A 23,698-nucleotide genomic window follows, 5' to 3' on the forward strand; every position below is an offset into this window, starting at 1 on the left:
CTGGCTTGCCTGCGATGCAGGCAACTCGGTACATCAGACATGCCCAGTTGATGCTATCGCAGGCAAGCCAGCTCCCACATTTTGGTCCGTGTTGGTTCAGTGATTGAGCAGTTTGTCCAAACCGTCCAGTAAGCGTTTCAGCGCACCCTGGTTGGCCTGCATCACCTTCAATCCCGCCTCTGCCATCTTGCGCGCATCCTGCGGCAGTTCGAACAACTGCCGCACGGCTTCTGCCAAGCCTTGCGCATCATCCACCTCACGCAACGCCCCGGCCTCACGCATCATCGCGCTGATTTCGAGGAAGTTGAACAGGTGCGGCCCCATGATCACAGGCTTGGCCAGCGCCGCCGGTTCCAGCGGGTTGTGGCCGCCGGTAGGCACCAGGCTGCCGCCGACGAAGGCGCTGTCGGCAAGGGCGTAAAGGAATAGCAGCTCGCCCATGGTGTCACCGAGCAGCACGGAGGTCTGCGCCGTCACCGGTTCAGTGCTGGAGCGGCGCACCGTGGCAAAGCCTTGTTGCTCGCACAACTCGAACATCGGCCCGAAGCGCTCCTGATGACGCGGCACCAGAATCAGCAGCGCGTTGGGGTAACTTTCGAGCAGTTGGCGATGGGCGGCCAGCACCACTTCATCCTCGCCTTCGTGGGTGCTGGCGGCGATCCACACCGGGCGCTCGGTGGCGCCCCATTGCTCGCGCAAGGCGGCGGCACGCACCGGCAGTTGCGGATCGATGGTCAGGTCGAACTTGATCGAGCCGGTGACTTCAACGGTTTGTGGTCGTGCGCCCAGGCTCAAAAAACGCTGGGCTTCGGTTTTTGTCTGCACCGCAAACAGGCTCATCTCGGCCAGCATCGGCGCGGTCAGCTTGGCGAAGCGCGCATAACCTTTGGCCGAACGCGCCGACAGCCGCGCATTGGCCAGCGCTACCGGAATACCACGCTGAGCGCAGGCGTGGATGTGGTTGGGCCACAGCTCGGTTTCCATGATCACGGCGAGCCTGGGCTGCACACGATCAAGAAAGCGCTTGGCGGCGCAAGGCAAGTCATAGGGCAAGTAGCAGTGCTGAATGCGCGGTTCATTGGCGAACAGCGCCTGGATACGCTCCGAGCCGGTGGGCGTCATGCAGGTAACGGTAATCGGCAGCGTCGGGTGGCGCTCCATCAACCCGCGAATCATCGGCGCGGCCGCGATGCTTTCGCCCACCGACACCGCATGCACCCAGATCCCGCCCGGCTGCATCACCGGCAGGCCATAGGAAAACCGCTCGCCGATACGTTTTGCATACGCCGGCGCCTTGCGCGCGCGCAGCCACAGACGTAAAGCCACCAACGGCAGCGCCAGGTAAAACAGACAGCTGTAGAGAGTTCTATTCATGGCGGCGGAGTTTATCGGCTTTTTCAGTCGATCGCCTGCAAGCACTCGGCAAATCGCTCGGTCAGGAAGCGTGCGGCCGGGCCCAGGTGCTCGTCGCGGCGCCAGACCAGCTCCACCACCAGCGCCGGCGGCGTCCATTCGCTGTCCAGCTCGACCATCTGCTGTTGATAGGCCGGGTACTGCACGATGTGCCGAGGCAGCCAGGCCCAGCCCAGGCCACTCATCAGCCATTCGGCCAATACGTAGAAGCTGTCGGCACGCCACACCAGGGGGCTCGCGGCTTCACTGCCGGGGTACACGCTGGTCTGGGTCGACATCAGCAGTTGCCGGAACTGCGCCAGGCGCTGGCAAGTCACGTATTTGTCCTGGGCCAGTGGATGATTCACGCCGCACACCGTGACCATTTCCACGCTGCCCACCACCCGCCGCTCAAGCGCTTCGGGGATCTGGTCGTGATAGAACAGCAAACCCAGGTCGGCCTTGCGCTCCACCAGCTTGCGCGCCACATCGCCTTGCGCGGCGCTGGAAAGCTGTACTTCCAGCAGCGGGTATTGCCGGGCCAACGCTTCAAGACTGTCGAGCACCGGCTGAAATAACATGGCTTCGTCCTGGGCCAGGCGCAGGCAGGCTTCTTCACCACGGGTCAGCGACAACGCCCGACCATTGAGCCGTTCACATTGGCGCAGCACCTCACGCGCTTCTTCCAGCAACACACTGCCGGCTTCAGTCAGACGGGGCTGACGGCCGCTGCTGCGCTCGAACAGGCTAAGCCCAAGGTCCGCTTCCAGCAGGGCAATTGCGTTACTCACCGCCGATTGCGCCTTGCGCTGCCCACGCGCCACCGCCGAAAACGAGCGCTGCTCGGCGACGCTGACAAACAGGCGCATCTGTTCCAGGTTCCATTGCACGCTCATGACTCAACCCATCTTTAAATCGGATAGGTAATGACTTTATCTCATCTCGCGAAGGGTTAAAATGCGGACCTAATCAAGCACGTATCACACCGAGGATTCCCCCATGAATGTTGCCTACGTTTACCTGGCCATTGCCATTTGCTCGGAAGTGATCGCGACCGTTTCCATGAAAGCCGTCAAGGGCTTGAGCACGCCGATTCCGCTGTTGCTGATGATTGTGGGGTATGGCGTGGCCTTCTGGATGCTCACGCTGGTGGTGCGCACGGTGCCGGTGGGTATCGCCTATGCGGTCTGGGCCGGACTGGGCATTGTAATGGTCAGTATCGCCGCGCTGTTTATCTACGGGCAGAAGCTGGATGTACCGGCAATGCTGGGCATGGGCCTGATTGTGCTGGGTGTGGTGGTGATTCAGCTGTTCTCGAAAACCGCCGGGCACTGACCGCCACGCTACAGCCTGTATACTGCGCCTCTTGTCTTGAACACTGAGGTCGCCGATGCCATCCGTTATTTCCACCGACGTTCTGATTGTCGGCGCCGGGGTTGCCGGCCTCTGGCTTAACGCACGCCTGCGCCGCCAGGGGTTTTCCACGGTGGTGGTGGAAAGCGCTACCTTGGGCGGCGGGCAAAGCGTGAAGTCCCAAGGAATCATTCACGGCGGCGCGAAATACGCCCTGCATGGCGCGCTCACCGGCGCGTCCGAAGCCATTGCCGACATGCCGCGCCGCTGGCGCGAAGCCCTGGCGGGTAACGGCGAGTTGGACCTGACCGGCGTGCGCTTGCTCTCCGAAGCCCATTACCTGTGGTCGCCCGGCACGATCGCCGGCAACCTCACCAGCTTCTTCGCCAGTAAAGCCGTGCGTGGCCGCGTCGATCAGGTCAAGGGCGACGAATTGCCGCCAGCCCTGCAGGACCGTCGCTTCAAGGGCAAAGTCTATCGCCTGGCCGAACTGGTCATCGATGTGCCCAGCCTGATCGAACGCCTGGCGCAATTGGCCGGCGACGGCTTGCTCGCCGGGCAACACATCGAACCGCTGCTTGAAGGCGATACCTTGGTGGGCCTGAAGGTCGATGGCCGCGAGATCCGCGCCCAGCGCATCGTGCTGAGTGCCGGTGGCGGCACCGCTGAGTTACTGACGGCCCTGGGCCTCAGCCAGCCCGCCATGCAAACCCGCCCATTGCATATGATCATCGCCAAAGGCCCGGGCCTGAAGCCGCTGTATGCGCACTGCCTGGGCGGCGGCACCAAGCCGCGCCTTACCATCACCACTCACCCGGCTGCCGACGGCAACTGGGTGTGGTACATGGGCGGCGATATCGCCGAGGCGGATGGCGTGGCCCGCACACCACAAGAACAGATCGCCACTGCGCAAAAAGAGCTGGCGCAGTTACTGCCGTGGATCGACATGAGCCAGACCCAATGGGCCACCCTGCGTGTCGACCGTGCCGAGCCGCTGCAATCGGGCCTGAGCCGCCCCGACAATGCCTTCCTCGCCGAACAAGGCCGCCTGCTGGTGGGCTGGCCGACCAAACTGGCGCTGGCACCGGACTTCGCCGATCGTGTACTCAACGCCCTGGAACGCGACGGCATTCGTCCAAGCGCCAGCGACGCGCTGCCCGAGCTGCCAAAACCGGCCCTCGGCCAACCTGCCTGGGAGCAACTGTTGCCATGAGCCTGCCAACCCTGCACGACCTGCATCGACCACTGGGCAGCACCGGCCTGCTGGTCTCGCCGCTGGGCCTGGGCACCGTCAAGCTGGGCCGTGATCAAGGGGTGAAATACCCCAACGGCTTCCAGATTCCCAATGACGACGAAGCACGGATGTTATTGCGCCAGGCCCAGCAATTGGGCATCAACCTGATCGACACCGCGCCGGCTTACGGGCGCAGTGAGGAGCGCCTGGGGCCACTGCTACGCGGCCAGCGCAACGACTGGGTGATTGTCAGCAAGGTCGGCGAAGAGTTTGCCGACGGCGTGTCCCATCACAATTTCAGTGCCGCGCATACGCGCATGTCCATTGAGCGCAGTTTGAAACGACTTGAAACGGATTTCATCGATCTGGTGCTGGTGCATTCTGATGGCAATGACCTGCATATCCTCAATGATTGCGAGGTGTACGAGACCCTGGCGCAGCTGAAAAAAGAGGGCAAGATCCGTGGTTTCGGCTTCTCCGGCAAAACCGTCGAAGGTGGCGTGAAGGCTCTGGAACAAGGTGATTGCGCGATGGTCACCTACAATCTGAATGAACAGGCCGAGAAAGCCGTGATCGATTACGCCGCCGCCCACGGCAAAGGCATCCTGGTGAAAAAGGCTCTGGCCAGCGGCCACGTGTGCCTTGAGCCAGGAATGGATCCAATTCATGCCAGTTTCATGCTGTTGTTTGCGCAAACGGGCGTCGCCAGTGCTATTGTCGGGACCATTAATCCGCTGCACCTGGCCCACAACGTGGCGACCGCTGCCCAGGTCATTCGTCAACTCTGATGCCGCCCACGCGGCCGACCCCGTCGCAAGAAGGAGCCGACATGCCGCGAACGCTGATTAGAAAGAACCCCAGCAACTTCAAGACACTGCCGCTGCACGTCGAAGCCACCCCCGAAGGCCTGAGTTACCAGAGCGTGGGCATGCCGCTCAACTTCGCCCAGACCCTGCAACGGCGCAAGCCGGTGGAGGTGGCAAACCCTGAACGTTTCGCCCTGGAACTGGCCAACCTCGGCGTGTCGGTGCGCCTGACCCTGCATTGGCAGAACAAGGATTACTGGGTACTGGTGCGCCAGCGCCGCCAGGACCGTGGCGACGTGGTGCTCAAGCTGATCTCCGGCTACGTACCCGCCCACGAACTGAACCTGCCATTGCACACCGCCATCCAGGAAATTGCCGAAGAATGCCTGCTGGAGACGCCCGAAGGCTGGCTGGGCGGGCGCTTCAATGACACCTGGCTGCCCGCGCCCTACTCCGCCGCGCTGCATTATCGTGAAGCCCTGCCGTTTCGCTTGAGCCCGCTGTCCGGCGCCGCTCGCCCGGTGCGCTGCGCCACCATGCAACTGATCGAGCGCCCACGGGCTTACGTGCATTTGCCCACGGCGTCGCTGCAGCTGATTTATGACCTGCGCCTGGAAGTGCCCAAGGAAGCCAAATCCCTCAGCCTGTTCCATGTCGATGAACGACTGGAAGGCGACCAACTGGTGGCGCGCCTCGACCGCCAGCGCCCGGATTTGTACCTGATGCCATTGAAGGACGGCCAGCCGCTGGCCGAGCTGTACACCGTCAAGAAAGACCAGCTATACCCGGCCAGCACACGCGGCTTGTACCTGGCGGAAAGCTTCGCCCAGCAGGAAGGCTGGCTGGTGCGCGATGAGCGCATTCGCTGGAAGGATTGGCTGCGCCAACAAGGCCTGGCGGAGCCTGAGAAGGAGTCGAAGTTGAAGCGATTGGCGCAACGGGTGCTGCGCAAGATCGTGCCGAAGAAAAAGGCCAAAGGCTGACGCAAATCCAATGTGGGAGCTGGCTTGCCTGCGATGGCATCAACTGGGTTTGCCTGATGTACCGAGTTGCCTGCATCGCAGGCAAGCCAGCTCCCACACAAGCCAGCTCCCACAGATGACCGAGGTCAGCCGTTAAGCAAGCGCTCCAGGCCGACCTTCAGCGGCGTCGGCTCCGGCAGCGTAAAGCTCGCCAACAGGCGCTGGTTATTCGCCCGCGAATGGCGGATATCACCCGAGCGCGCCGGCCCGTAAGTGATCACCGGCAACTGCCCCACCACCTCTTCCAGCGCCTGAAGCACCTGCTTGAGCGTGGTCGTGCGGTTCCATCCCACGTTGATCGCACCCAGTGGCGCTTCGGGCGCTTCGATGGCCTGGACCAGCACATCCACCAGGTCTTCCACGTACATGAAATCCCGGGTTTGCTCGCCGTCGCCAAACACGCTGATCGGCACACCCTGCTGCACACGCTCGCTGAAGATACTGATCACGCCGGAATACGGCGATGACGGGTCCTGGCGTGGCCCGAAAATGTTGAAGAAACGGAAAATCACCGGTTCCAGGCCATGCTGGCGGCGATAGAAATCAAAGTAGTGCTCGCCCGCCAACTTGTCCGACGCGTAAGGCGTCAGCGGCGCCTTGGTGGTGTCTTCGTCAATCGAAGCACCCTCGCCGTTGTTGCCATACACCGCCGCGCTGGAGGCAAACACCACGCGCTTCACGCCAGCCTTGCGCATGGCTTCGCAGACATTCAGGGTGCCGACGAAATTGCTCTGGTGCGTGCTCACCGGATCATCCACCGAGGCCTGCACTGAAGCCACAGCAGCCAGGTGCACGACGGCGGTGGCGCCGACGGCGGCTTGCGCCACCAGCTCGGCATTGGCGACATTACCTTCAATCAGTTGTACGCGCGGATTATCCAGCGGCAAATTGCTGCGTTTGCCGGTGGACAAGTCATCCAGCACGCGCACGGCATAGCCTTTGGCAAGTAGCGCATCGACCAGGTGCGAGCCGATAAAGCCGGCACCTCCGGTGATCAACACCCACTTTTCAGCATTACTCATTGTTGCGGATCTTCTCGACAATGGCCGTGGTCGAGCTGTTTTCAACCAACCCCAGCACTTTTACCGTACCACCGTAAGCGCTGACGATATCGGCGCCTACGACTTGATCGACGGAGTAGTCACCACCCTTGACCAACACGTCCGGCTTGACCTGGGCCAGCAGGTTTTCCGGGGTGCCTTCAGAGAAGCTGATCACCCAGTCGACTGCGCCGAGACCGGCCAATACGGCCATACGCCGGTCAACACTGTTGATCGGACGGCCAGGCCCCTTCAAGCGGCTGACGGAGGCATCGTCGTTGACCGCGACGATCAGGCGGTCGCCTTGGGCGCGCGCCTGTTCCAGATAAGTCACGTGGCCAGCATGCAGGATGTCGAAGCAGCCGTTGGTGAACACGATGCTTTCTTTGTGGGCACGGGCGTCGTCAATGGCCAGCAGCAATTGCTCGATACCCAGCACGCCGCGCTCCGAGCCTTCGGAACGCTGGATCGCCCGGCGCAGCTCGGGTGCGCTGATAGCCGCGGTACCCAGTTTGCCCACCACAATACCCGCCGCCAGATTGGCCAGGGCCACGGCGTGGGGCAGTTCTTCACCCGCCGCAATCGAGGCGGCCAGGGTGGAGATGACGGTGTCACCGGCACCGGTGACGTCGAACACTTCACGGGCACGGGCCGGCAGGTGCATCGCCGGGTGGTCCGGGCGCAGCAGGGTCATCCCGTGCTCGCCACGGGTCACCAGCAAGGCGCCCAGGTCGAGATCGGCCATCAACGCCGCGCCTTTGGTCACCAGCTCATGCTCATCGGCGCAACCGCCGACAATGGCTTCGAACTCACTGAGGTTTGGTGTGATCAGGCTGGCGCCCCGATAAATCGAGAAGTCCTTGCCCTTGGGATCGGCCAATACCGGAATGCCGCGGGCCTTGGCGGCCTGGATCAGCATCTGGTGGTTTTTCAAGGCGCCTTTGCCGTAGTCGGACAACACCAGCACCTTGATACCTTCGAGCAGCGCGTCGACCTGGCCGCTGAGGGCCAGGGCGTCGGTGGCGAAGGGTTCTTCGAAATCGATACGCAGCAATTGCTGGTGACGGCTCATGACCCGCAGCTTGACGATGGTCGGCTGATGGGCAATGCGCTGGAACAGCGCGCGCACACCGGCACCGCGCAGGCTGTTGGCCAGGCTGTCGGCGGCTTCGTCGTCGCCGGTCACACCCACCAGGGAGGCCGGGGCGCCGAGGGCGGCAATATTGAGGGCAACGTTGGCAGCGCCACCTGGACGGTCTTCGATTTGCTCGACCTTGACTACCGGTACCGGTGCCTCAGGGGAAATCCGTGAGGTACCGCCATGCCAGTAACGGTCGAGCATGACATCGCCGACCACCAAGACAGGGGCTTGATCGAATCGCGGCATGGACAACTTCATGGAGCAACCCACATACAAAATGAACAGGGGCGCGATATTAGCACAGGGTTATGGGAGGCTTGTGGAGGGTGTGCACAGAAGATAGTGCGACGGACCTGCCATTGAATCCACCGAGGAACACATGTGGGAGCGGGCTTGCCCGCGATGGCGGTGAATCAGTCGAAACATTCGGTGACTGACACTGCGCTATCGCGGGCAAGCCCGCTCCCACAAGGTTTAGGTGATGTCGGCCGGCACCGGGGCATCCAGGCCCATGGCATGCAGGCGGGCGTAGTAGCCGTTCTGGGCCAGCAGCTCGGCGTGGCTGCCGCGCTCGACGATCCGACCGTCGTCCATCACCAGGATCAGGTCGGCCTTCTCGATGGTGGACAGGCGGTGGGCAATCACCAGGGTCGTGCGACCCTGCATGACCTTGTCCAGGGCCGCCTGAATGTGGCGCTCGGATTCGGTGTCGAGGGCCGAGGTGGCCTCGTCGAGAATCAGCAGTGGCGCGTTCTTCAGCAGGGCCCGGGCAATGGCCAGGCGCTGGCGTTGGCCGCCGGACAGCAGCACGCCGTTCTCGCCCACCTGGGTATCGAAGCCTTTCGGCAACTGGTCGATGAAATCCTTGGCGTAAGCATCCGCCGCCGCCGCTTCAACGTCGGCCCGTGGCGCGCCGGCCAGGTCGCCGTAGGCGATGTTGTTGGTCACGGTGTCGCTGAACAGCGTGACATGCTGGGTTACCTGGGCAATATGCTTGCGCAGGTTAAGCAGCTTGTAGTCTTCGACCTCTACGCCGTCGAGCAGGATTTCGCCGCTTTCGTGGTGGTAGAAACGCGGGATCAGGCTGGCCAGTGTGGACTTGCCGCTGCCGGAACGGCCGACCAGGGCGATCATCTGCCCGGGCTCTGCGGTGAAGGTGATGTCCTTGAGCACATGGCGCTCGGTGCCTGGGTAGGTGAAGTTCAGGTTGCGCACTTCCAGGCGGCCACTGACCTTGTCGCGCTCGACGCTGCCGCGGTCGACTTCCTGCTCTTCGTCCAACTGTTCGAAAATGCTTTCAGCACCGGCCACGCCTTTCTGGATGGTCGAGCTGACTTCCGACAGTTGGCGGATCGGCTTGGGCAACAGCCCGGCCAACGTGATGTAAGCCACCATGTCACCGGCCGACGCGTCACCGCGAAGGTAGAGCACCAGGAACATCAGCACCGCCATGGCGGTATAGATCACCAACTGCAGCAACGGGGTGTAGATGGCCCCGGTGCGGGTCATGCGCAGTTGCTTGTCGGTGTTGCCCTGGCTGGCCTTGAAGAAGCGTTTCTCTTCGTAGACTTCACCGCCGAAGCTGCGCACCACGCGATAGCCCTGGATGGTTTCCGAAGCCACGTGGGTCACATCGCCCATGGCCACCTGGATCTTCTTGCTCTGCTTGCGGAATTTCTTGCTGGCCGTGCTGACCATCACTGCAATCAACGGCAGGATCGCGATCATCACCAGCGTCAGGCGCCAGTTCATGAACAGCAGCGAGGCAAACAGGAAGATCACCGTCATGCCTTCGCGAATCACCACCTTGATGGCATCGGTGGCCGCCCCCGTAACCATGGTCACGTTGAAGGTGATGCGCGAAATCAGGTGCCCGGAGTTGTGGTTGTCGAAATAACGGTTGGGCAGCGTCAGCAGGTTGTTGAACAGCTGCACACGCAAGTCGTGAACCAGGCCCAGGGAAACCTTGGCCAGCAAGTAGTTGCCCAGGAACGAACCCAGGCCCTGCCAGGCGGCGATCAAAATGATCAGCAACGGCACGGCTTGCAACAATTTCATGTCACGCAGGAATGGGACGCTGGGAAACAGCACGGCGTCAGGATTGGATAGGCCGTCGACAAAGTACTTGAGGATGTACCCCAGCATAGGCTGGGTCGACGCGAAAATCAGAAATCCGACAATACTCAACGCGAACAAGCCGGCGTAAGGCTTAACGTACATGAGCAGGCGGAAGTATATTTTCAAGCTCGAAGGGCTTGCGCTCGGACTGGAGTCGGTCATATCACGCGGCGTTTTGAAAAAGGAGGCTGACTTTAGCACAGCTTCTCTGTTGTACTTGCACCCGGCGTGACCCGCGGCCCGGCTGGATCCAACGGGCGACATTATATAGCCACTGCCTTAACATGGTCGGCTTTCTCTATTCTGGAACGGCTTTACTGTATGCACTCCAAGCGCCTTACCTATGGCACAAATCGCGTTTTCGACTTCCTGGTCCTCTGGATTTTGCCCATTGGCTTATTGTTGCTTCTGAGTTCGCTGTTTTTCGTCAACAATCGCAATGTCATGCACCGCGGCTTCTATATTTTCTTTGCCCTGCCGGCCTTGCTCCTGCTGTGCCTGCGCCCACGTGAACTCAAAGAGTTACTACGCGAGCCGCTGGTGCTTGCCTTCACAGCATTTTGCGCATGGGCAATGATCACGGTGCTCTGGAGCCCGGAACCCACCGGCGACTCCAACCTGTTCAAGATCCCGTTGCAGACGTTCATGTTGTTTGCCGGCTGCGGGCTGCTGCTGCATTACCGCAATGACCTGTTCAAGCCGATCTTCTTCAGCGCCGCCGTGATTGCGCTGGTGGTGACGCTGTTAAACCTGGTGGCATTCGTCAAAGGCTTCGAGCCGAGCATGCGCATGATTGGCGGCCTCGGCGCCTTGGACAACCCGCTGCTCAGTTCCCACCTGTTCGGCTTTTTCTGCGTGTATTGGCTGTACCTCTGCGTCACCACCAAACGGCTACGGGTACTGTGGCTCAGCGCACCCGCCCTGGCGGTCATGACCCTGGCAATTCTGGCCACCGGCTCCAGGACGCCATTGGTTGCACTGGTGATAGCAGTCCTCTGGATGGGCCTGCTCAGCCGCAATCGACGCTCGGCGCTGATGGTTGCCGCCCTGGTGCTGGCGGCCGCCGGCTTGCTGCTGTTTTACCCGCAACAGATCACCGAGCGCGGCAGCTCATTCCGCTTCGAAATCTGGCAAATCATCCTTGACCGCATCGCCGATCATCCATGGCTTGGCCACAGCTACGACTCCGAACTGTATGTAAAACCTGCCAACTACGATTTTGAACCACTGCGCGAACCCCACAGCTTTGCCTTGGGCGTGCTTTATTACGTCGGCATCATCGGCTTTATCCCGTGGATCTTCCTGCTTGGCCGCGGGCTGTACGCAGGGCTCAAGGAGCGCGCGCAGCCGCTGTTTATCCTGACTTCCTCGCTGCTGGCCTACGGCATCGGCGCGGGGCTTACCGAAGGCGGTGGCATCCTGTCGCGGCCCAAGGAGCACTGGTTCCTGCTGTGGATCCCCCTCGCACTGATCGCCGGCCTGAGCATCGCCAAGCGGCGCCACAGCCTGCTGCGCATTGTGGTGAGCACGCCCAAGCCACAGGTGTTCAAAGCCCTGTGCGAAGGCGCGCATATCGTCGAGGAAGATGGCCTGGGGCCTAAAGTCCTGCGCCTGGGCAATGGCAGCTTCCTTAAGCTGTTCAGGGCTCGACGCTGGTACACCTCGGGCACATTCAACCCGTACTCGGAACGGTTTGCCTGCAACAGCGAACAGCTCCAGGCACTGGGCATTACAGCACCGCCGATCCTCGACCTGTACAGCCTGCGCGACGGCAGCACCGCCGTGCGTTACCAGCCACTGCCGGGCCTGACGTTGCGCCAGGCCTTGCAAAGCCTGGACAGCAGCCTGCGCGAATCGCTGATCGAACGGTTTGGGCGGTTTATGGCCCAACTGCACGAACGCGGTGTCTACTTCCGCTCCCTGCACCTGGGCAATGTGCTTCTGTTGGAAGACGGCGAGTTCGGCCTGATCGACGTGGCGGATATGCGCGTCTATCCGTCAGCGCTGCGCAACACGCTGCGCCAGCGCAACCTCAAGCATATGCAACGCTATTCGCAGGATCGCAATTGGTTGTTCGAAGCTCACTTCGAGCAATTGGCCAAGGGCTATGCCTCGGTGGCTTCGCCGCACGCCACGCAGAAAATCCGCGAACAGGTACTGACACTCGCCCGCCCGGCGGCCAGCTCCCACCTTTGACCGAGTATGGCTCTGCTGTTGCTCTGGCCCTTACATCCTTTTCGATGACGAAGTCAGCGGTCTTTTGATCTGCGCTTTTGATCGTGATCTTGATCTGAAATCGCCCCGTCAAACACGATGGCCGCAATTCGACAGTGATTTGGGGGGTAAACCGGCAGGGATGCCGGTTTAGCCGCGCTGGGCCAAGGATGGCCCATCGCGGCGACCCCCCAAATCACTGGCGGATTGCGGGCATGCCGAGCCATAGCGAGGCACCGAGTGTTGGGGCGAAGACTTTTTGGTTACTTTTGTCTGGGCCGGCATTCCGGTCTTTACAAAAGTGACCCGCTGTAAGAGCGGAACCAATTGAAGCCGTTACCGCAGCAACGGATATGTACACCAACAACCCCCCATCGCAGGCAAGCCAGCTCCCACATTTAGATTGCGGCACACCCAGTGAAGGTGTGCTGCTCTGATCTTGGTATCAGTCTTTTTCCAGCGGGGAAAAATACAGGCGGCCCAAGCCGCGCCACGTCTTCTTGTTCCAGGCCCGAAACGGGATCTGCGCCAGCAGCTCTCGCGCCAACGCACGGTTGCGGTTGGAGGTTTTGAGGAACATGGAGCTGAGGAACTTGTAACGCACCTCGTTGTACAGCGGGTGATCACTGAACAACGCGTAGGTGCGCAGGATATTATCGATCATGAATCGATGATTCTTGTACGAATTGGTCGCGTGCTTGCGGTAGCGCGCCATCACCACGTTCAAGCCATCAATAAAGTACCCGGCGTGGGTAATCTTCAGTTCGATCAGCAAATCTTCCAGACGAATCTGCGGGTCAAACCCACCGACCTTTTCCAGCGCTTCACGCCGGATCATCAGCGTAGGCGCTGGCGGGTAAGGTTTGCGCTCCAGGAACATATCGTCGAAATCCAGGCGTCGAAACGGTACGTCACGGCGCTGGCGCTTCTCCGGGAACAGCTCGCCCTGGGAGTCGATCAGCTCGATATTGCCCGCACAGATCCCCACCTCAGGCTTGCCATCCATATAGGCCACCTGGGTCGCAATGCGCTCGGGCATCATGATGTCGTCCGAACCGAACGGCACGATCAGCGGCCCCTGAGACCGGGCAATCGCACCATTGAGGGTGTTGGTCAGCCCCTGGTTCTGCTGCACACGAAAGTCGAACCTGTGTTGCTCCTGCAGGCGACGGATGCGCTCGACACTGTCGTCTGTCGAGCCATCGTCCACCACCAGCAGTTCGATGTTGGGATAGGTCTGGTTCAACACACTGAGGATACTTTCCTCAATGTAGGGCGCATGGTTATACGACGCAATGATCACCGTGACCAAAGGCTGACTCTGGCTCATACATTCTTCCCGCGTGCTTGAGCCAACCCTGAATCAATCAGCTCCAGGTATTCCTGACGGAATACCTCAATGTCGTGTTGCGCCTGAAGGTACTGGTAGGCCTGCTCGCCTTTTTGTGCGAGTGCCTCGTCGGACAGCGCCAGGTAAGTGTCCAGCGCCTCGGTCAGCTGGGGCACATTGGCCGGCTCAACCGCCAGGCCACCGGCGCCTTCGATCAACGGCAGCATGGCCGGTACGCTGGAGGCAATCACCGGCAGGCGACCGCTCATGCCTTCCAGCAGTGCCAGGCCCAGGCCTTCTGCGAGCGAAGGCATTGCCCAGATGTCAAAGGCACGCACGTATTGCAGGGCATTTTCCTTGAAGCCCAACAGGTGCACGCGTCCATCCAGGCCAAGGTTCTGGATTTGCGCGGCCAGGTTGGCCTCTTCGCGCCCGGCGCCAATGATGGCCAGTTGCGCGGTGGGGTATTTATCTTTCAGCGCCGCAAACGCCTGCAACAAATAGGTGTGGCCCTTGACCGGCACCAGCCGGCCCAAGGCGCCGATCAAGCGCACCGAAGGGTCGATGCCCAGCAACTCGCGCGCGTGAGTGCGTGAATGCTGCAAGCCTTCGGCCTGCTCGATGTCGATGGCGTTGGTAATGGCGTAGGTATTCTGGTCGGTAAACCCGCACTGGCAATCGAGCAGGTACTGCTTGACCGCCGGTGACACGCCGACAAAGCGCCAGTGCGCGTCGATCCAGCGCTGCGCCTGCTTGCGGCGGTAGAGACGGTCATACTCGCCAAAACCGTGGGAGATGCCGATGCACAACGGGATCTTCAACCAACGGTTGAGCTGCAACATCATGTTGACCGGCTTGAAGCGGTTGCACACCACCACGTCGAACTGTTCGCGGCGGCAGAACTTATACAACTGCCACATGGCGCGCAGTCGCAAGCCTTTGAGTGACTTGTCGGAAAACTCGAAGTAGACCGACTTGGCAGCCCGGCTGACCGGTTCCCCAGGCGCCGGCTTGCCACGCAGGAACGCGGCGGTGACCTCATAGCGCTCGGCGGGCAATGCCTTGACGATCTGCTCGGCCAAGTCGGCAAAGTCATGGGATTTAACATTGTAGTCAGGCTGCAGTTGCAGGACCTTGAAACGCCGACTCATAACTCTCCTCGATGGAAACCTGTGGCATCAACCACCCAGGTTGTTTCAGCCGCCAGCGTCTCGACGTATTCGGCGTCAGGCTCCGGTAGCAACGGCCACTGATTACGCTTCCAGCAGACAAAATGGAAATACGGAAATTCCCGCTCACCATCCCTGTCGTTAGTCAGGCGGCCCTTGTTCCAGAACCACTGATGCGGGAAGCGATCACTGCCGTCGTGCCATTTGATCACACCACCGGGCGTACTGAACGCCTCGGTGAACTCACTGCGCCGACGCCATGGGTTGAACTTGCCGACCAGCTCAAACAACGGCTTCGGGAAGTTCTTGCGCCACAGGAAAATTCGACTGAATGCGCCTTCATCCAGCGCATGATGCGCCTGATCGGTAAAACGCGCTTCCCAATCCTTGATGTGCATGAACGCATGCCGCTTCCTGGGCGTGTTACGCATCAGGCACAAATGGCCGGCGACTCGTCGTTCATGAGTTGAAAACAAGTCATGGCTGGCCAACCGCTCGGCGGTGAAATACTCGCGCAGGTTGCCGTAGATCAGGTCCAGATCGCCAAACGCCCAGAAATCGTAACCGGTGAGGCGATCAGCGTGGATATGCCCCAACGCCGGCTTGATGTCGCACAGCTTGTACGGCGCCAGGGGTGCAAAATTGATGTACAGCCGCTGGGAAACCAGCGCGCAGTAATCGGCAAAGGTGATGCTTTCGATGCGGACATTGTCCGGCACATTGGCCGGCATCGGGCAGTCGCTGAACAGCAACCAGTCGACGTCCGCGTTTTGGCGGCAGCTTTCGAGAAAAAACGGCATCCAGAATGGCCAGCGGCCAAAGTAAGGAATAATGAAAAGGATGCGGGGGCACGAATTGCTCAAGGGGGACTCACTGTCATTTGGTACTGAGGCGCGCTGCGCGCCACCACGTTGCTTAACGTTACTTGTGCTTGATGAACCAAAAGAGTTCATGACGCCGAATGGCCTTGCGGAAAAACTCGTTCTCACCCCACGGTGAGACGGCCCTCCCCGCCAGCAGACGCTGTATGACTCGCCGCACCCGCCGCTTGAACGGCATCTGCGGTTGCAAGTCATGCATCATGCCCAGCGACATGGCCTTTTCACACTGCCGCTCCTCCGATACTGGCATGCAATATGGTTGCAAAATGTAAGTGGAGTCGAAGCATGGCGGCAAAGCGACACTATTGCCCGAATCCCCCATTGGCCAGCGGTCGTTGTCATGCAGATGGTTGGCGTAACCGAGCAAGGTCGTCGGCTGCCATTCCAGGCCCTGCAAGGCTTCCAATACAGCTTGCTGAGCGCAGATATGGTCAGGGTGCGGATCGATCACCGGATGCGGCAGCACAATGACCTCAGGACGTGCCATCAACAGCACGGCACGCAGGTCCGCCAGCAGGTTGTTCCAGGTCGGCTGGCCATCGGCGTCGGCGGGCAGTGGGAACGGGTTGAACTGGCGAAACAGGCGAATATCGCTCAACTCGGCTTCCCGCGACGCTATGGCACGCGCAGGCTCGGCCTTCATCGCCGCCAACTGCAGGCAAAAATACCCGAGCTGAACGCAGTGCTCTTGTGCCACGCCCGCCCAGCGCGGCACGGCGATACTGTCCCAGGCCCGCAGCCGGCCCTTGAGGCGCGCCGCTTCAGGCTTGCCCAGGCCCATGTGCTGATAATGCTCGGCTTCGATCTCCCCGGCGGTCAGTGTCACGATCCAGGGCTGTGCTGCCTGGCTGTACAGGCCAAAGGCGGCCAGTTCGGCATCGTCGGCATGCGGCGCAATCACCATCACCCGCTGTTGACGCACATCCGGCTGGCGGAACACCGACAGCACAGGCTCACCCTGTACCCGGCAAAACCGGCCACGCAACAGCAACTGCCCAGCCAGCAAGGCTTGCGCCTGACCCGTGAGATTGAGGTAGCGCAGGCCGTTGACGCCGCGTTCGAACACTTGGCGGTCGCCGCCCGGCAACGCAACATAGGGATCGATAAACCGCCCCAGCAGGTTGCTCTTGAGCCGCAGTGCGAGGATCAAGGTCTCATCGCCCGCCAGCTCCAGCGTCTGGCCCAGCACCAGCCGGCCCTTGTCCAACGTCACCTTGGGCTGTTCGGTATCGGCGGCAAATTGATACTGATAGTCGTCCTTGGGCGAGTAAAACAGATGGTCGGCAAACCAGGCTTCATGGGCCACCCAGGCCAGCACCGCCAACAGCAGCGGCAACCACCAGGCCACCAGCACACCCACCGCAATCAGCACCAGCAGGCTGACCAGCAGCCCGATGCGCTTATTGCGGCGATGGCGCTTGAGCAACGCCTGCTTGCGGCTGGTCGAAGTACTCATACGGTGAACACCGGCACGGGGTTGCACCAACGGTCCTTGTACTCGCGGTCCGCACGGCCGAACGAAAAGCGCAACGGCTTGCCGACTTCCCGCGCCTGTTCCCAGGCACTTTGCGTATTGAGGAAGCTCAGCACGCTGCCGGGGCTGAACGCGCGGGTTTCGGGGTCTACGCCGCCATTGATGTATTCGACGCTGACCCACTGCGGCGCTTCAACGCGATACACCAATTGCACAGCAATCGGCGCATCGTTGAGGAAAATCACCGAACCGATCAGCCACTCACGCAACAGCTCGATCACCTGCGCCATATGCGCGGCACCGGTGGCCGCGAAGCCCCAGCGGCGCTGGAACAGGTCGCAGTAGATCGCCGCCAGCTCGGCGCTGGAGAAGTCCTGCACCGGCCGCACCACACCGCCCGCCTCTTCCAGCAGGCGCAATTCACGGCGCTGGTTATAGCGAAACTTTTTTGACAGTTCTTCAGGCGTGCGCGCCATGGCCAACTGTTCGGCCTGGAGTTTGATGCCGGCAAAGCGGCCTTCATTCAGGGCCGACAGGTAACGCGCGCGATGGCGCAGCGGCGCCTGGGCATCGGCAGCGGCGGGCAGGATCAACTCGGCGTTGCCGAGGTCGAACAAGCCTTTTTTGCCATTGCGCTTGAGCACGTCTTTGGACAACGCCAGGTCGCGCCCCCAGGTCGCAATACACGCTTTAAGCTCGCCGCTTTGCTCCCAGGCCAAATAGCGCACCGGAATTTCGGCCAGCCCGGCCAGACGCTCGACCACCTGCGGATGGGTGGCGACACTGCCGCCAAAACGCTGCCAGGCGTCGCTGTAGGTCGGCGCGTCAACGACCGACCAACCGCGCTCGCGAAAGCCTTGGAATCGATTGAGCATCAAGCCCTCGCGGTCAGTTCGGTGACAGCAGGCAACTGCCAGAAGGTATCGCGCACGGCCTGATCCGAAAACCGTTGGTGCAGGCGCTCAAGCATCATCTCGGCGCACTGCTGGTGCTGCTGACGATCCATCGCGGCCAAGTGCCGAAGGCCCTGCCCCAAGTGCTCGGCATCGCCAAACGGAAACAGGATGCCCACGCCTTCAACCACTTCCTTGGCGCCGCCGCAAGACGTGGCGAGCAGCGGCACGCCAGCGGCCATGGCCTCCAGCAGCACCATGCCGAACGGCTCATGGTCGGAGCTCAGGGCAAAGACGTCGAATGCACGGAAATACCGGCGCGCATCCGGCACCTGGCCGAGGAACAGCACCTGCTCGGCAATGCCCAGTTCGCGCGCCAGAGACTTAAGGTCTTGCTCCAGGCGGCCGGTGCCGAGGATCGCCAACCGGCTCTGCGCCGGCAAATGCGGCAAGGCCAAGGCAAAGCCTTTGAGCAAGGTGGCTTGGTCCTTGTCCGGGTGCAGGCGGCCGACGTTGCCGACCACCCACTCATCCGGCGACAGCCCCAAGGCATCGCGCGCCTCATCGGCCGACACCTGCAACGCTTGCATGGCCTGGACATCGATGCGGTTATACAAGGTCTGGATACGTGCCGCCGGCCAGGCCGGCAGGCAGCGGCGCATATCATCACGCACCGCGTCAGATACACCGAGCAGGCTCAGGCGCTTGCTGAAAATCGAGGCAAACAGCTTGCGGCTGCGGCGCTGATAATCACCAAAAGCGTGATGTACGCCGATCACTGGCAGGCGCGTACCGAGCAAGGCGATGTAGATCGGCTTGAAGCGGTGGGCAATACAGAAACTGAAGTTGCGCGACGCGGCGATCTTGCGCAATTCACGGATGGCGCCCAGCTTGAGGCCACGAATGGCCTTGGAGCTGAACTCCATGAACAGCACTTCATCAGAGGCGCAACCGGCGGCCACATCGGGGTCGGCGACCCCGGTGAGAAACACCGTGGTCACCTTGTAGCCGGTGCCTGCGAACAGGCTGGCGTACTGCCGCGCGCAGTCCAGAAACGGCCCGTCATAGCCGTGGCAGAACTGCAGGACGTGGCGCTCAGCCGACCGAGTCATAAGGGTCCACGCCGTCTTTGACGACCAGGATGTCTTCCATGATCAGATACTGCAGGTCGGAGCCGAAGAACATGTTCAGCGCGTCGGTTGGCGAGCAGATCATCGCTTCGCCACGGCGGTTGAGCGAGGTGTTCAGCGACACGCCGTTGCCGGTCAATACTTCCAGCTCTTTCATCATGTCGTAGTAACGCGGGTTGTATTCGCGCTTGAGCACCTGGGCGCGGGAGGTGCCATCTTCATGGACCACTTCCGGTACGCGGGTTTTCCACTCTTCGGACACTTCAAAGGTGAAGGTCATGAACGGCGCCGGGTGATCGACCTTGATCATCTGTGGGGCCACGGTGTCGAGCATCGACGGGCAGAAAGGCCTCCAGCGCTCGCGGAACTTGATCTGGTGGTTGATGCGGTCGGCCACGCCGGTCGCGCTTGGGCAACCGATGATCGAACGACCGCCCAACGCACGCGGGCCGAACTCCATGCGGCCCTGGAACCAGGCCACCGGGTTGCCGTCGACCATGATCTTGGCGATGCGCTTGGGCATGTTTTCGATCTTGCGCCACACCGGCTTGCTTTCGTGTTTGGCGCACGCGGCAATCACGTCTTCATTGCTGTAGGACGGGCCGAGATAGACGTGTTCCATCTTCTCCACTGGCACGCCACGGGCGTGGGACACATAGGCCGCCGCGCCAACCGCGGTGCCGGCATCGCCGGACGCCGGCTGCACGAACAGCTCTTTAACGTCATCGCGGGCAATGATCTTCTGGTTCAACTTGACGTTCAGCGCGCAACCACCGGCGAACGCCAGCTTGCCGGTGTCCTTGAGGATGTCGCCCAGGTAGTGGTCGATCATCTGCAAGGCCAGCTTCTCGAACAGCGCCTGCATGCTGGCTGCGTAGTGGATGTACGGCTCGTCGGCGATGTCGCCTTCGCGCTTGGGACCCAGCCACTCGATCAGTTTTGGCGAGAAGTAGAAACCCTTGCCCTTCTCTTTATAACGACGCAGGCCGATGACGTTGGCGTAGTCAGTGTTGATCACCAACTCGCCGTTTTCAAATGAGGCCAGGCGCGAGAAATCGTATTTGCTGGCGTCGCCATACGGCGCCATGCCCATGACCTTGAACTCGCCGTCGAGCATCTCGAAACCGAGGAACTCGGTGATCGCGCCATACAGGCCGCCCAGGGAGTCCGGGTCGTAGAATTCCTTGATCTTGTGGATCTTGCCGTTTTCGCCATAGCCAAAGAACGTGGTGGCGTACTCACCTTTACCGTCGATGCCCAGGATCGCGGTTTTTTCCTGGAAACCCGAGCAGTGGTAGGCGCTGGAAGCGTGGGCCAGGTGGTGTTCAACCGGTTCGATCTTGATTTTCTTCGGATCGAAGCCCAACTGCTCCAGGCACCAGACGATCTTGTTGCGATAGCGCTTGTAGCGACGGTTGCCCATCAGGATCGCGTCAAGGGCGCGGTCCGGGGCGTACCAGTAACGCTTGGCGTAGTGCCAGCGCGCCTCGCCGAACAGGCTGATCGGGGCGAACGGGATCGCCACCACGTCAACGTCGGAAGGCTTGATGCCGGCTTGTTCCAGGCAGAACTTCGCCGATTCGTAGGGCATGCGGTTCTTTGCATGTTTGTCGCGTACGAAGCGCTCTTCTTCGGCGGCCGCGATCAGCTTGCCGTCGATATACAGCGCTGCGGAAGGATCATGGCTAAGGGCGCCGGACAGGCCAAGAATCGTCAATGCCACTGGGGTCTAGCCTCTTTTAGTCTGCATGCAGGCGGGTTGCGCCTGAAAAAAGTGTGCCTCCCGCCTGAGCGAGAAACAGCTAAAGGGCGGGATTATAGCGTAAAAGAGCCAGGAAGCTGTTAGCTGCGAGGGACTAGCGAAGCTCAATGCTGCCATCGACATTTTGCTGGTAGATCGTGTAGGGCAAGATGAGCGTATCCAGAACAGCGGAGAGAGGCACATCGATAAAAGCCCATGGCACGTCGTTCAACGCGATCCCGCTTGCGGAATTCGGCGGCCCATGCAGTACGCAGAGGTCATAGACCACCCCGCTGTAGATACGCGGAACAGACTGACAATAGGTTTTTTTCGCCTTGAGCGTTCGAACCGTGTCGCCATCCTCACGGAACGCCGTGGTCACGGTGCCGCAGCCGCCCAGAACCAGAAACCCGGCTATCAAGACCCACAGGCTCGCTTTTTTGCCTTTCATGGTTGCCTCTAATCGTTGGAAAGGCGAGAACCTACCATTATGGCCGGCGACTGACAGATAACTCGAAGCTCAAAACGGCGTAGGAGTCTTCTTCTTCGGCAAAAGCAGGAGGGAGCCGTTAAACTCGCGCTTTTCTTGCGCCGACGTCTATCCCTTGCGTCGCGCCACTGATCCGGCTTCCCGATGAATACACCCCCACCCGTTCCCCTTGCCCTGCTGCTGCTCGGCTTGAGCAGCACCGTCCTGGCCGACGATGCCACTTTGGTCCTCGACCCCAGCGTGGTCACCGGCTCGCGCAGCGCCAGCCCGACTTTCGACCTGCCGTACTCGGTGGACAGCATCAGCCACGCGCAAATCAGCGACGGCCAACTCGGCATCAACGCCTCCGAAGCCCTGTCGCGCGTACCGGGCCTGGTGGTACAAAACCGCCAGAACTATGCCCAGGACCTGCAGATCTCCTCGCGCGGCTTCGGCGCGCGCTCGGCGTTTGGCGTACGCGGCCTCAAGTTGATCGCCGACGGCATCCCGGCCAGCACTCCGGACGGCCAGGGCCAGGCGGCCACCTTCAACCTCGACACCGCCGAGCGCATTGAAGTGCTGCGCGGCCCGGCCGCCACCTTGTATGGCAGCAATGCCGGCGGCGTGATCCAGATGTTTTCCCGCGACGGCGAAGGCCCGCCGCGCATCGGCGCCGAAACCCTGGTGGGCAGCGACGGCATGAGCAAAAACCACCTCACCGCCGAAGGCGCGGCGAACGGCGCAGGTTTTGTGCTCGACGCTTCACGCATGGACACCGATGGCTACCGCGACCACAGCAGCGCCCGTCGTGACCAGACCTTCGCCAAGCTCAACTTCCAACCGGACGAAGACAGCAAGTTGGCGCTGATCTATAGCAGCCTGGAGCAAAACGGCACGAAGGATCCGCTGGGGCAAACCTGGGCAGCCTACAAGGCCGATCCGCGCTCGGTAGCGCCGGCTGCACTGCAGTACAACACGCGAAAAAGCATCGATCACCAGCAGTTGGGCCTGAATTACGAACGCTACATCGGTGATGCGACGTTGCAGGTGAATGCGTACACCGGCCGCAGGAGCGTGATTCAGTACCTGTCGATTCCAGGCGGCACCGCCTCTGACAAGCGCGGCGGCGTGGTGGACTTCGACCGTAAATTCTACGGCGGTTCGGTGCATTGGCTGCAACCGATCACCAGCGCCCCCGGCGAGCTGACCCTGATCACCGGCCTCGATTACGACCGCAGCCAGGATGACCGCCAAGGTTATTCCAACACCCTGGACGGCGTGCACGGTGTCAAAGGCGCCCTGGGCCGTGACGAACTCGACACCGCCACCAGCATCGACCCGTTCGTGCAAGCCAACTGGCTGCTGGGCGACTGGACCCTGCAAGCCGGCCTGCGCCACAGCAGCATGAAAATGGAGGTGGACGACCACTTCACAAGCGACGGCAATGACAGTGGCAGCAAGACCTACCAGAAGAACACGCCTTCGGTCAGCGTGATGTACGCCTTCACGCCGGACCTGCATGGCTATGTGAGCGCGGGCAAAGGCTTCGAAACCCCGACCCAGGCCGAGTCGGCGTATTCGACCACTTCAAATGGCTTCAACTTCGCCTTGAAGCCGTCAGTCAGCAAACAATTTGAAGTCGGCTTGAAGGCAAAGATAGGCCAGGACACGCGTGTCAACGCGGCCCTGTTTCAAATCACCACTGACGACGAACTGGTGGTGCTGTCATCCAAGGACGGCCGCACTACCTACCAGAACGCCGGCCGCACCTTGCGCCGAGGCTTCGAACTGGGCATCGAAAGCCAGCTCTCGGAACAATGGAGCACCAACCTCGCCTATACCCGCCTGCAAGCCACCTATGACAGCGATTTCATGGGCGGCGGCAAGCCTGTGGACAAAGGCAACTACCTGCCCGGCGTACCGCAAACCACGCTCTTCGCCGAGCTGAACTGGAAACCCCGCGACTGGGTCAGCACCGCCCTCGAAGGCATGTACCGCAGCAAGGTTTACGTCGAAGACACCAACCAGCAACGCGCCGCGCCGGGCTACAGCGTGTTCAACTGGCGGGCGCGCTTCGAACAAAAGGTGGAGCACTGGACCTTTCACCAGACGGTGCGCCTGGATAACTTGCTGGATCGCCAGTATGTCGGTTCGGTAATTGTTGGGGACGGCAACTTCCGTTACTACGAGGCGGCGCCGGGAAGGTCGTGGTATGCGGGGGCCGGGGCTGAATACCAGTTCTGAGTATCGGACTGATCGTTCCCACGCTCCGCGTGGGAATGCATCCCGTG

General features: G+C 61.1%; 19 protein-coding genes. 6 read left to right on the top strand and 13 right to left on the bottom strand.

Annotated features, from left to right (window positions below):
* Positions 1 to 96: 96 nt before the first annotated feature.
* A complete protein-coding gene (gene waaA, locus HBO41_RS13085; protein WP_017138491.1) occupies positions 97 to 1,374 on the bottom strand; it encodes a lipid IV(A) 3-deoxy-D-manno-octulosonic acid transferase in 1,278 nt (425 codons plus the stop codon).
* A gap of 23 nt (positions 1,375 to 1,397) precedes the next feature.
* Positions 1,398 to 2,288, bottom strand: a complete 891-nt coding sequence (locus tag HBO41_RS13090) for a LysR family transcriptional regulator (protein WP_017138492.1) — start codon at positions 2,286 to 2,288, stop codon at positions 1,398 to 1,400.
* 103 nt (positions 2,289 to 2,391) lie between these two features.
* On the opposite strand from HBO41_RS13090, the gene HBO41_RS13095 reads away from it, so the two are divergent.
* The 4 genes from HBO41_RS13095 to HBO41_RS13110 are packed head-to-tail and all read left to right on the top strand — an operon-like array spanning position 2,392 to position 5,768.
* On the top strand, positions 2,392 to 2,727 hold the full coding sequence (locus tag HBO41_RS13095) for a multidrug efflux SMR transporter (protein ID WP_017138493.1): 336 nt from the start codon (positions 2,392 to 2,394) through the stop codon (positions 2,725 to 2,727).
* A gap of 55 nt (positions 2,728 to 2,782) precedes the next feature.
* Entirely contained in the window at positions 2,783 to 3,958 is a 1,176-nt protein-coding gene (locus HBO41_RS13100) for an FAD-binding oxidoreductase (RefSeq protein WP_169986541.1), read from the top strand.
* Positions 3,955 to 4,767, top strand: a complete 813-nt coding sequence (locus tag HBO41_RS13105) for an aldo/keto reductase (RefSeq protein ID WP_169986543.1) — start codon at positions 3,955 to 3,957, stop codon at positions 4,765 to 4,767. Before HBO41_RS13100 ends, HBO41_RS13105 begins: the two co-directional genes overlap by 4 nt.
* 41 nt (positions 4,768 to 4,808) lie before the next feature.
* Positions 4,809 to 5,768, top strand: coding sequence for a hypothetical protein (locus tag HBO41_RS13110; RefSeq protein WP_017138496.1), 960 nt, complete (start codon positions 4,809 to 4,811; stop codon positions 5,766 to 5,768).
* 125 nt (positions 5,769 to 5,893) lie between these two features.
* Here HBO41_RS13110 and HBO41_RS13115 read toward each other — a convergent pair whose 3' ends face one another.
* From HBO41_RS13115 to msbA, 3 genes are all read right to left on the bottom strand, one after another.
* The gene (locus HBO41_RS13115; RefSeq protein WP_017138497.1) at positions 5,894 to 6,829 is read right to left on the bottom strand and encodes an NAD-dependent epimerase/dehydratase family protein; all 936 of its coding nucleotides are present in this window, start codon (positions 6,827 to 6,829) and stop codon (positions 5,894 to 5,896) included.
* Complete coding sequence (gene hldE / locus HBO41_RS13120) at positions 6,822 to 8,246, bottom strand: bifunctional D-glycero-beta-D-manno-heptose-7-phosphate kinase/D-glycero-beta-D-manno-heptose 1-phosphate adenylyltransferase HldE (RefSeq protein ID WP_017138498.1); 1,425 nt, start codon at positions 8,244 to 8,246, stop codon at positions 6,822 to 6,824. Before hldE ends, HBO41_RS13115 begins: the two co-directional genes overlap by 8 nt.
* A 216-nt stretch (positions 8,247 to 8,462) precedes the next feature.
* The gene (gene msbA / locus HBO41_RS13125) at positions 8,463 to 10,268 is read right to left on the bottom strand and encodes a lipid A export permease/ATP-binding protein MsbA (protein ID WP_017138499.1); all 1,806 of its coding nucleotides are present in this window, start codon (positions 10,266 to 10,268) and stop codon (positions 8,463 to 8,465) included.
* A 159-nt stretch (positions 10,269 to 10,427) separates the two neighbouring features.
* Here msbA and HBO41_RS13130 point away from each other — a divergent pair, with 159 nt between their 5' ends.
* Entirely contained in the window at positions 10,428 to 12,302 is a 1,875-nt protein-coding gene (locus HBO41_RS13130; protein ID WP_169986545.1) for a bifunctional O-antigen ligase/aminoglycoside phosphotransferase family protein, read from the top strand.
* Positions 12,303 to 12,765: 463 nt separating this feature from the next.
* On the opposite strand, the gene HBO41_RS13135 is transcribed toward HBO41_RS13130, so the two are convergent.
* The 8 genes from HBO41_RS13135 to HBO41_RS13170 all read right to left on the bottom strand — a co-directional run bounded on the left by HBO41_RS13135 (position 12,766) and on the right by HBO41_RS13170 (position 21,389).
* Positions 12,766 to 13,650 carry a glycosyltransferase gene (locus HBO41_RS13135; RefSeq protein WP_099548082.1) on the bottom strand — a complete coding sequence of 295 codons (885 nt, stop codon included), beginning with the start codon at positions 13,648 to 13,650 and terminating at the stop codon, positions 12,766 to 12,768.
* Positions 13,647 to 14,801 carry a glycosyltransferase family 4 protein gene (locus HBO41_RS13140; RefSeq protein ID WP_017138502.1) on the bottom strand — a complete coding sequence of 385 codons (1,155 nt, stop codon included), beginning with the start codon at positions 14,799 to 14,801 and terminating at the stop codon, positions 13,647 to 13,649. The genes HBO41_RS13135 and HBO41_RS13140 overlap by 4 nt, the downstream gene beginning before the upstream one ends.
* Positions 14,798 to 15,682: a DUF6625 family protein gene (locus HBO41_RS13145; protein WP_099548081.1), complete on the bottom strand. Its 885-nt coding sequence runs from the start codon at positions 15,680 to 15,682 to the stop codon at positions 14,798 to 14,800. Before HBO41_RS13145 ends, HBO41_RS13140 begins: the two co-directional genes overlap by 4 nt.
* Positions 15,683 to 15,740: 58 nt before the next feature.
* Entirely contained in the window at positions 15,741 to 17,156 is a 1,416-nt protein-coding gene (locus tag HBO41_RS13150; protein ID WP_017138504.1) for a PIG-L family deacetylase, read from the bottom strand.
* Positions 17,153 to 18,049, bottom strand: a complete 897-nt coding sequence (locus HBO41_RS13155) for an antimicrobial resistance protein Mig-14 (protein ID WP_017138505.1) — start codon at positions 18,047 to 18,049, stop codon at positions 17,153 to 17,155. Before HBO41_RS13155 ends, HBO41_RS13150 begins: the two co-directional genes overlap by 4 nt.
* Positions 18,049 to 19,179, bottom strand: coding sequence for a glycosyltransferase (locus HBO41_RS13160; protein WP_056860561.1), 1,131 nt, complete (start codon positions 19,177 to 19,179; stop codon positions 18,049 to 18,051). Before HBO41_RS13160 ends, HBO41_RS13155 begins: the two co-directional genes overlap by 1 nt.
* Positions 19,163 to 20,920 (bottom strand): carbamoyltransferase, encoded by a 1,758-nt coding sequence (locus HBO41_RS13165; RefSeq protein ID WP_017138507.1) that lies wholly within the window; start codon positions 20,918 to 20,920, stop codon positions 19,163 to 19,165. The genes HBO41_RS13160 and HBO41_RS13165 overlap by 17 nt, the downstream gene beginning before the upstream one ends.
* Positions 20,921 to 21,053: 133 nt before the next feature.
* Positions 21,054 to 21,389: a YceK/YidQ family lipoprotein gene (locus tag HBO41_RS13170; RefSeq protein WP_017138508.1), complete on the bottom strand. Its 336-nt coding sequence runs from the start codon at positions 21,387 to 21,389 to the stop codon at positions 21,054 to 21,056.
* A 183-nt stretch (positions 21,390 to 21,572) separates the two neighbouring features.
* Between HBO41_RS13170 and HBO41_RS13175 the strand changes: the two genes are divergently transcribed.
* Entirely contained in the window at positions 21,573 to 23,651 is a 2,079-nt protein-coding gene (locus HBO41_RS13175; protein ID WP_169986547.1) for a TonB-dependent receptor, read from the top strand.
* The last annotated feature ends 47 nt before the right edge of the window (positions 23,652 to 23,698 follow it).

Source organism: Pseudomonas sp. WS 5146 (assembly GCF_012985495.1).
GTDB lineage: Bacteria > Pseudomonadota > Gammaproteobacteria > Pseudomonadales > Pseudomonadaceae > Aquipseudomonas > Aquipseudomonas edaphica.

What these genes read in the sequence shown, in the direction of transcription:
- HBO41_RS13100 (WP_169986541.1), top strand. Translation starts at nt 2,783, where the DNA reads ATGCCATCCGTTATTTCCACCGACGTTCTGATTGTCGGCGCCGGGGTT.
- HBO41_RS13140 (WP_017138502.1), bottom strand. Translation starts at nt 14,801, where the DNA reads ATGAGTCGGCGTTTCAAGGTCCTGCAACTGCAGCCTGACTACAATGTT.
- HBO41_RS13090 (WP_017138492.1), bottom strand. Translation starts at nt 2,288, where the DNA reads ATGAGCGTGCAATGGAACCTGGAACAGATGCGCCTGTTTGTCAGCGTC.
- HBO41_RS13155 (WP_017138505.1), bottom strand. Translation starts at nt 18,049, where the DNA reads ATGCTCAATCGATTCCAAGGCTTTCGCGAGCGCGGTTGGTCGGTCGTT.
- msbA (WP_017138499.1), bottom strand. Translation starts at nt 10,268, where the DNA reads ATGACCGACTCCAGTCCGAGCGCAAGCCCTTCGAGCTTGAAAATATAC.
- waaA (WP_017138491.1), bottom strand. Translation starts at nt 1,374, where the DNA reads ATGAATAGAACTCTCTACAGCTGTCTGTTTTACCTGGCGCTGCCGTTG.
- HBO41_RS13160 (WP_056860561.1), bottom strand. Translation starts at nt 19,179, where the DNA reads ATGACTCGGTCGGCTGAGCGCCACGTCCTGCAGTTCTGCCACGGCTAT.
- HBO41_RS13115 (WP_017138497.1), bottom strand. Translation starts at nt 6,829, where the DNA reads ATGAGTAATGCTGAAAAGTGGGTGTTGATCACCGGAGGTGCCGGCTTT.
- HBO41_RS13110 (WP_017138496.1), top strand. Translation starts at nt 4,809, where the DNA reads ATGCCGCGAACGCTGATTAGAAAGAACCCCAGCAACTTCAAGACACTG.
- HBO41_RS13105 (WP_169986543.1), top strand. Translation starts at nt 3,955, where the DNA reads ATGAGCCTGCCAACCCTGCACGACCTGCATCGACCACTGGGCAGCACC.
- HBO41_RS13130 (WP_169986545.1), top strand. Translation starts at nt 10,428, where the DNA reads ATGCACTCCAAGCGCCTTACCTATGGCACAAATCGCGTTTTCGACTTC.
- HBO41_RS13095 (WP_017138493.1), top strand. Translation starts at nt 2,392, where the DNA reads ATGAATGTTGCCTACGTTTACCTGGCCATTGCCATTTGCTCGGAAGTG.
- hldE (WP_017138498.1), bottom strand. Translation starts at nt 8,246, where the DNA reads ATGAAGTTGTCCATGCCGCGATTCGATCAAGCCCCTGTCTTGGTGGTC.
- HBO41_RS13135 (WP_099548082.1), bottom strand. Translation starts at nt 13,650, where the DNA reads ATGAGCCAGAGTCAGCCTTTGGTCACGGTGATCATTGCGTCGTATAAC.
- HBO41_RS13170 (WP_017138508.1), bottom strand. Translation starts at nt 21,389, where the DNA reads ATGAAAGGCAAAAAAGCGAGCCTGTGGGTCTTGATAGCCGGGTTTCTG.
- HBO41_RS13150 (WP_017138504.1), bottom strand. Translation starts at nt 17,156, where the DNA reads ATGAGTACTTCGACCAGCCGCAAGCAGGCGTTGCTCAAGCGCCATCGC.
- HBO41_RS13175 (WP_169986547.1), top strand. Translation starts at nt 21,573, where the DNA reads ATGAATACACCCCCACCCGTTCCCCTTGCCCTGCTGCTGCTCGGCTTG.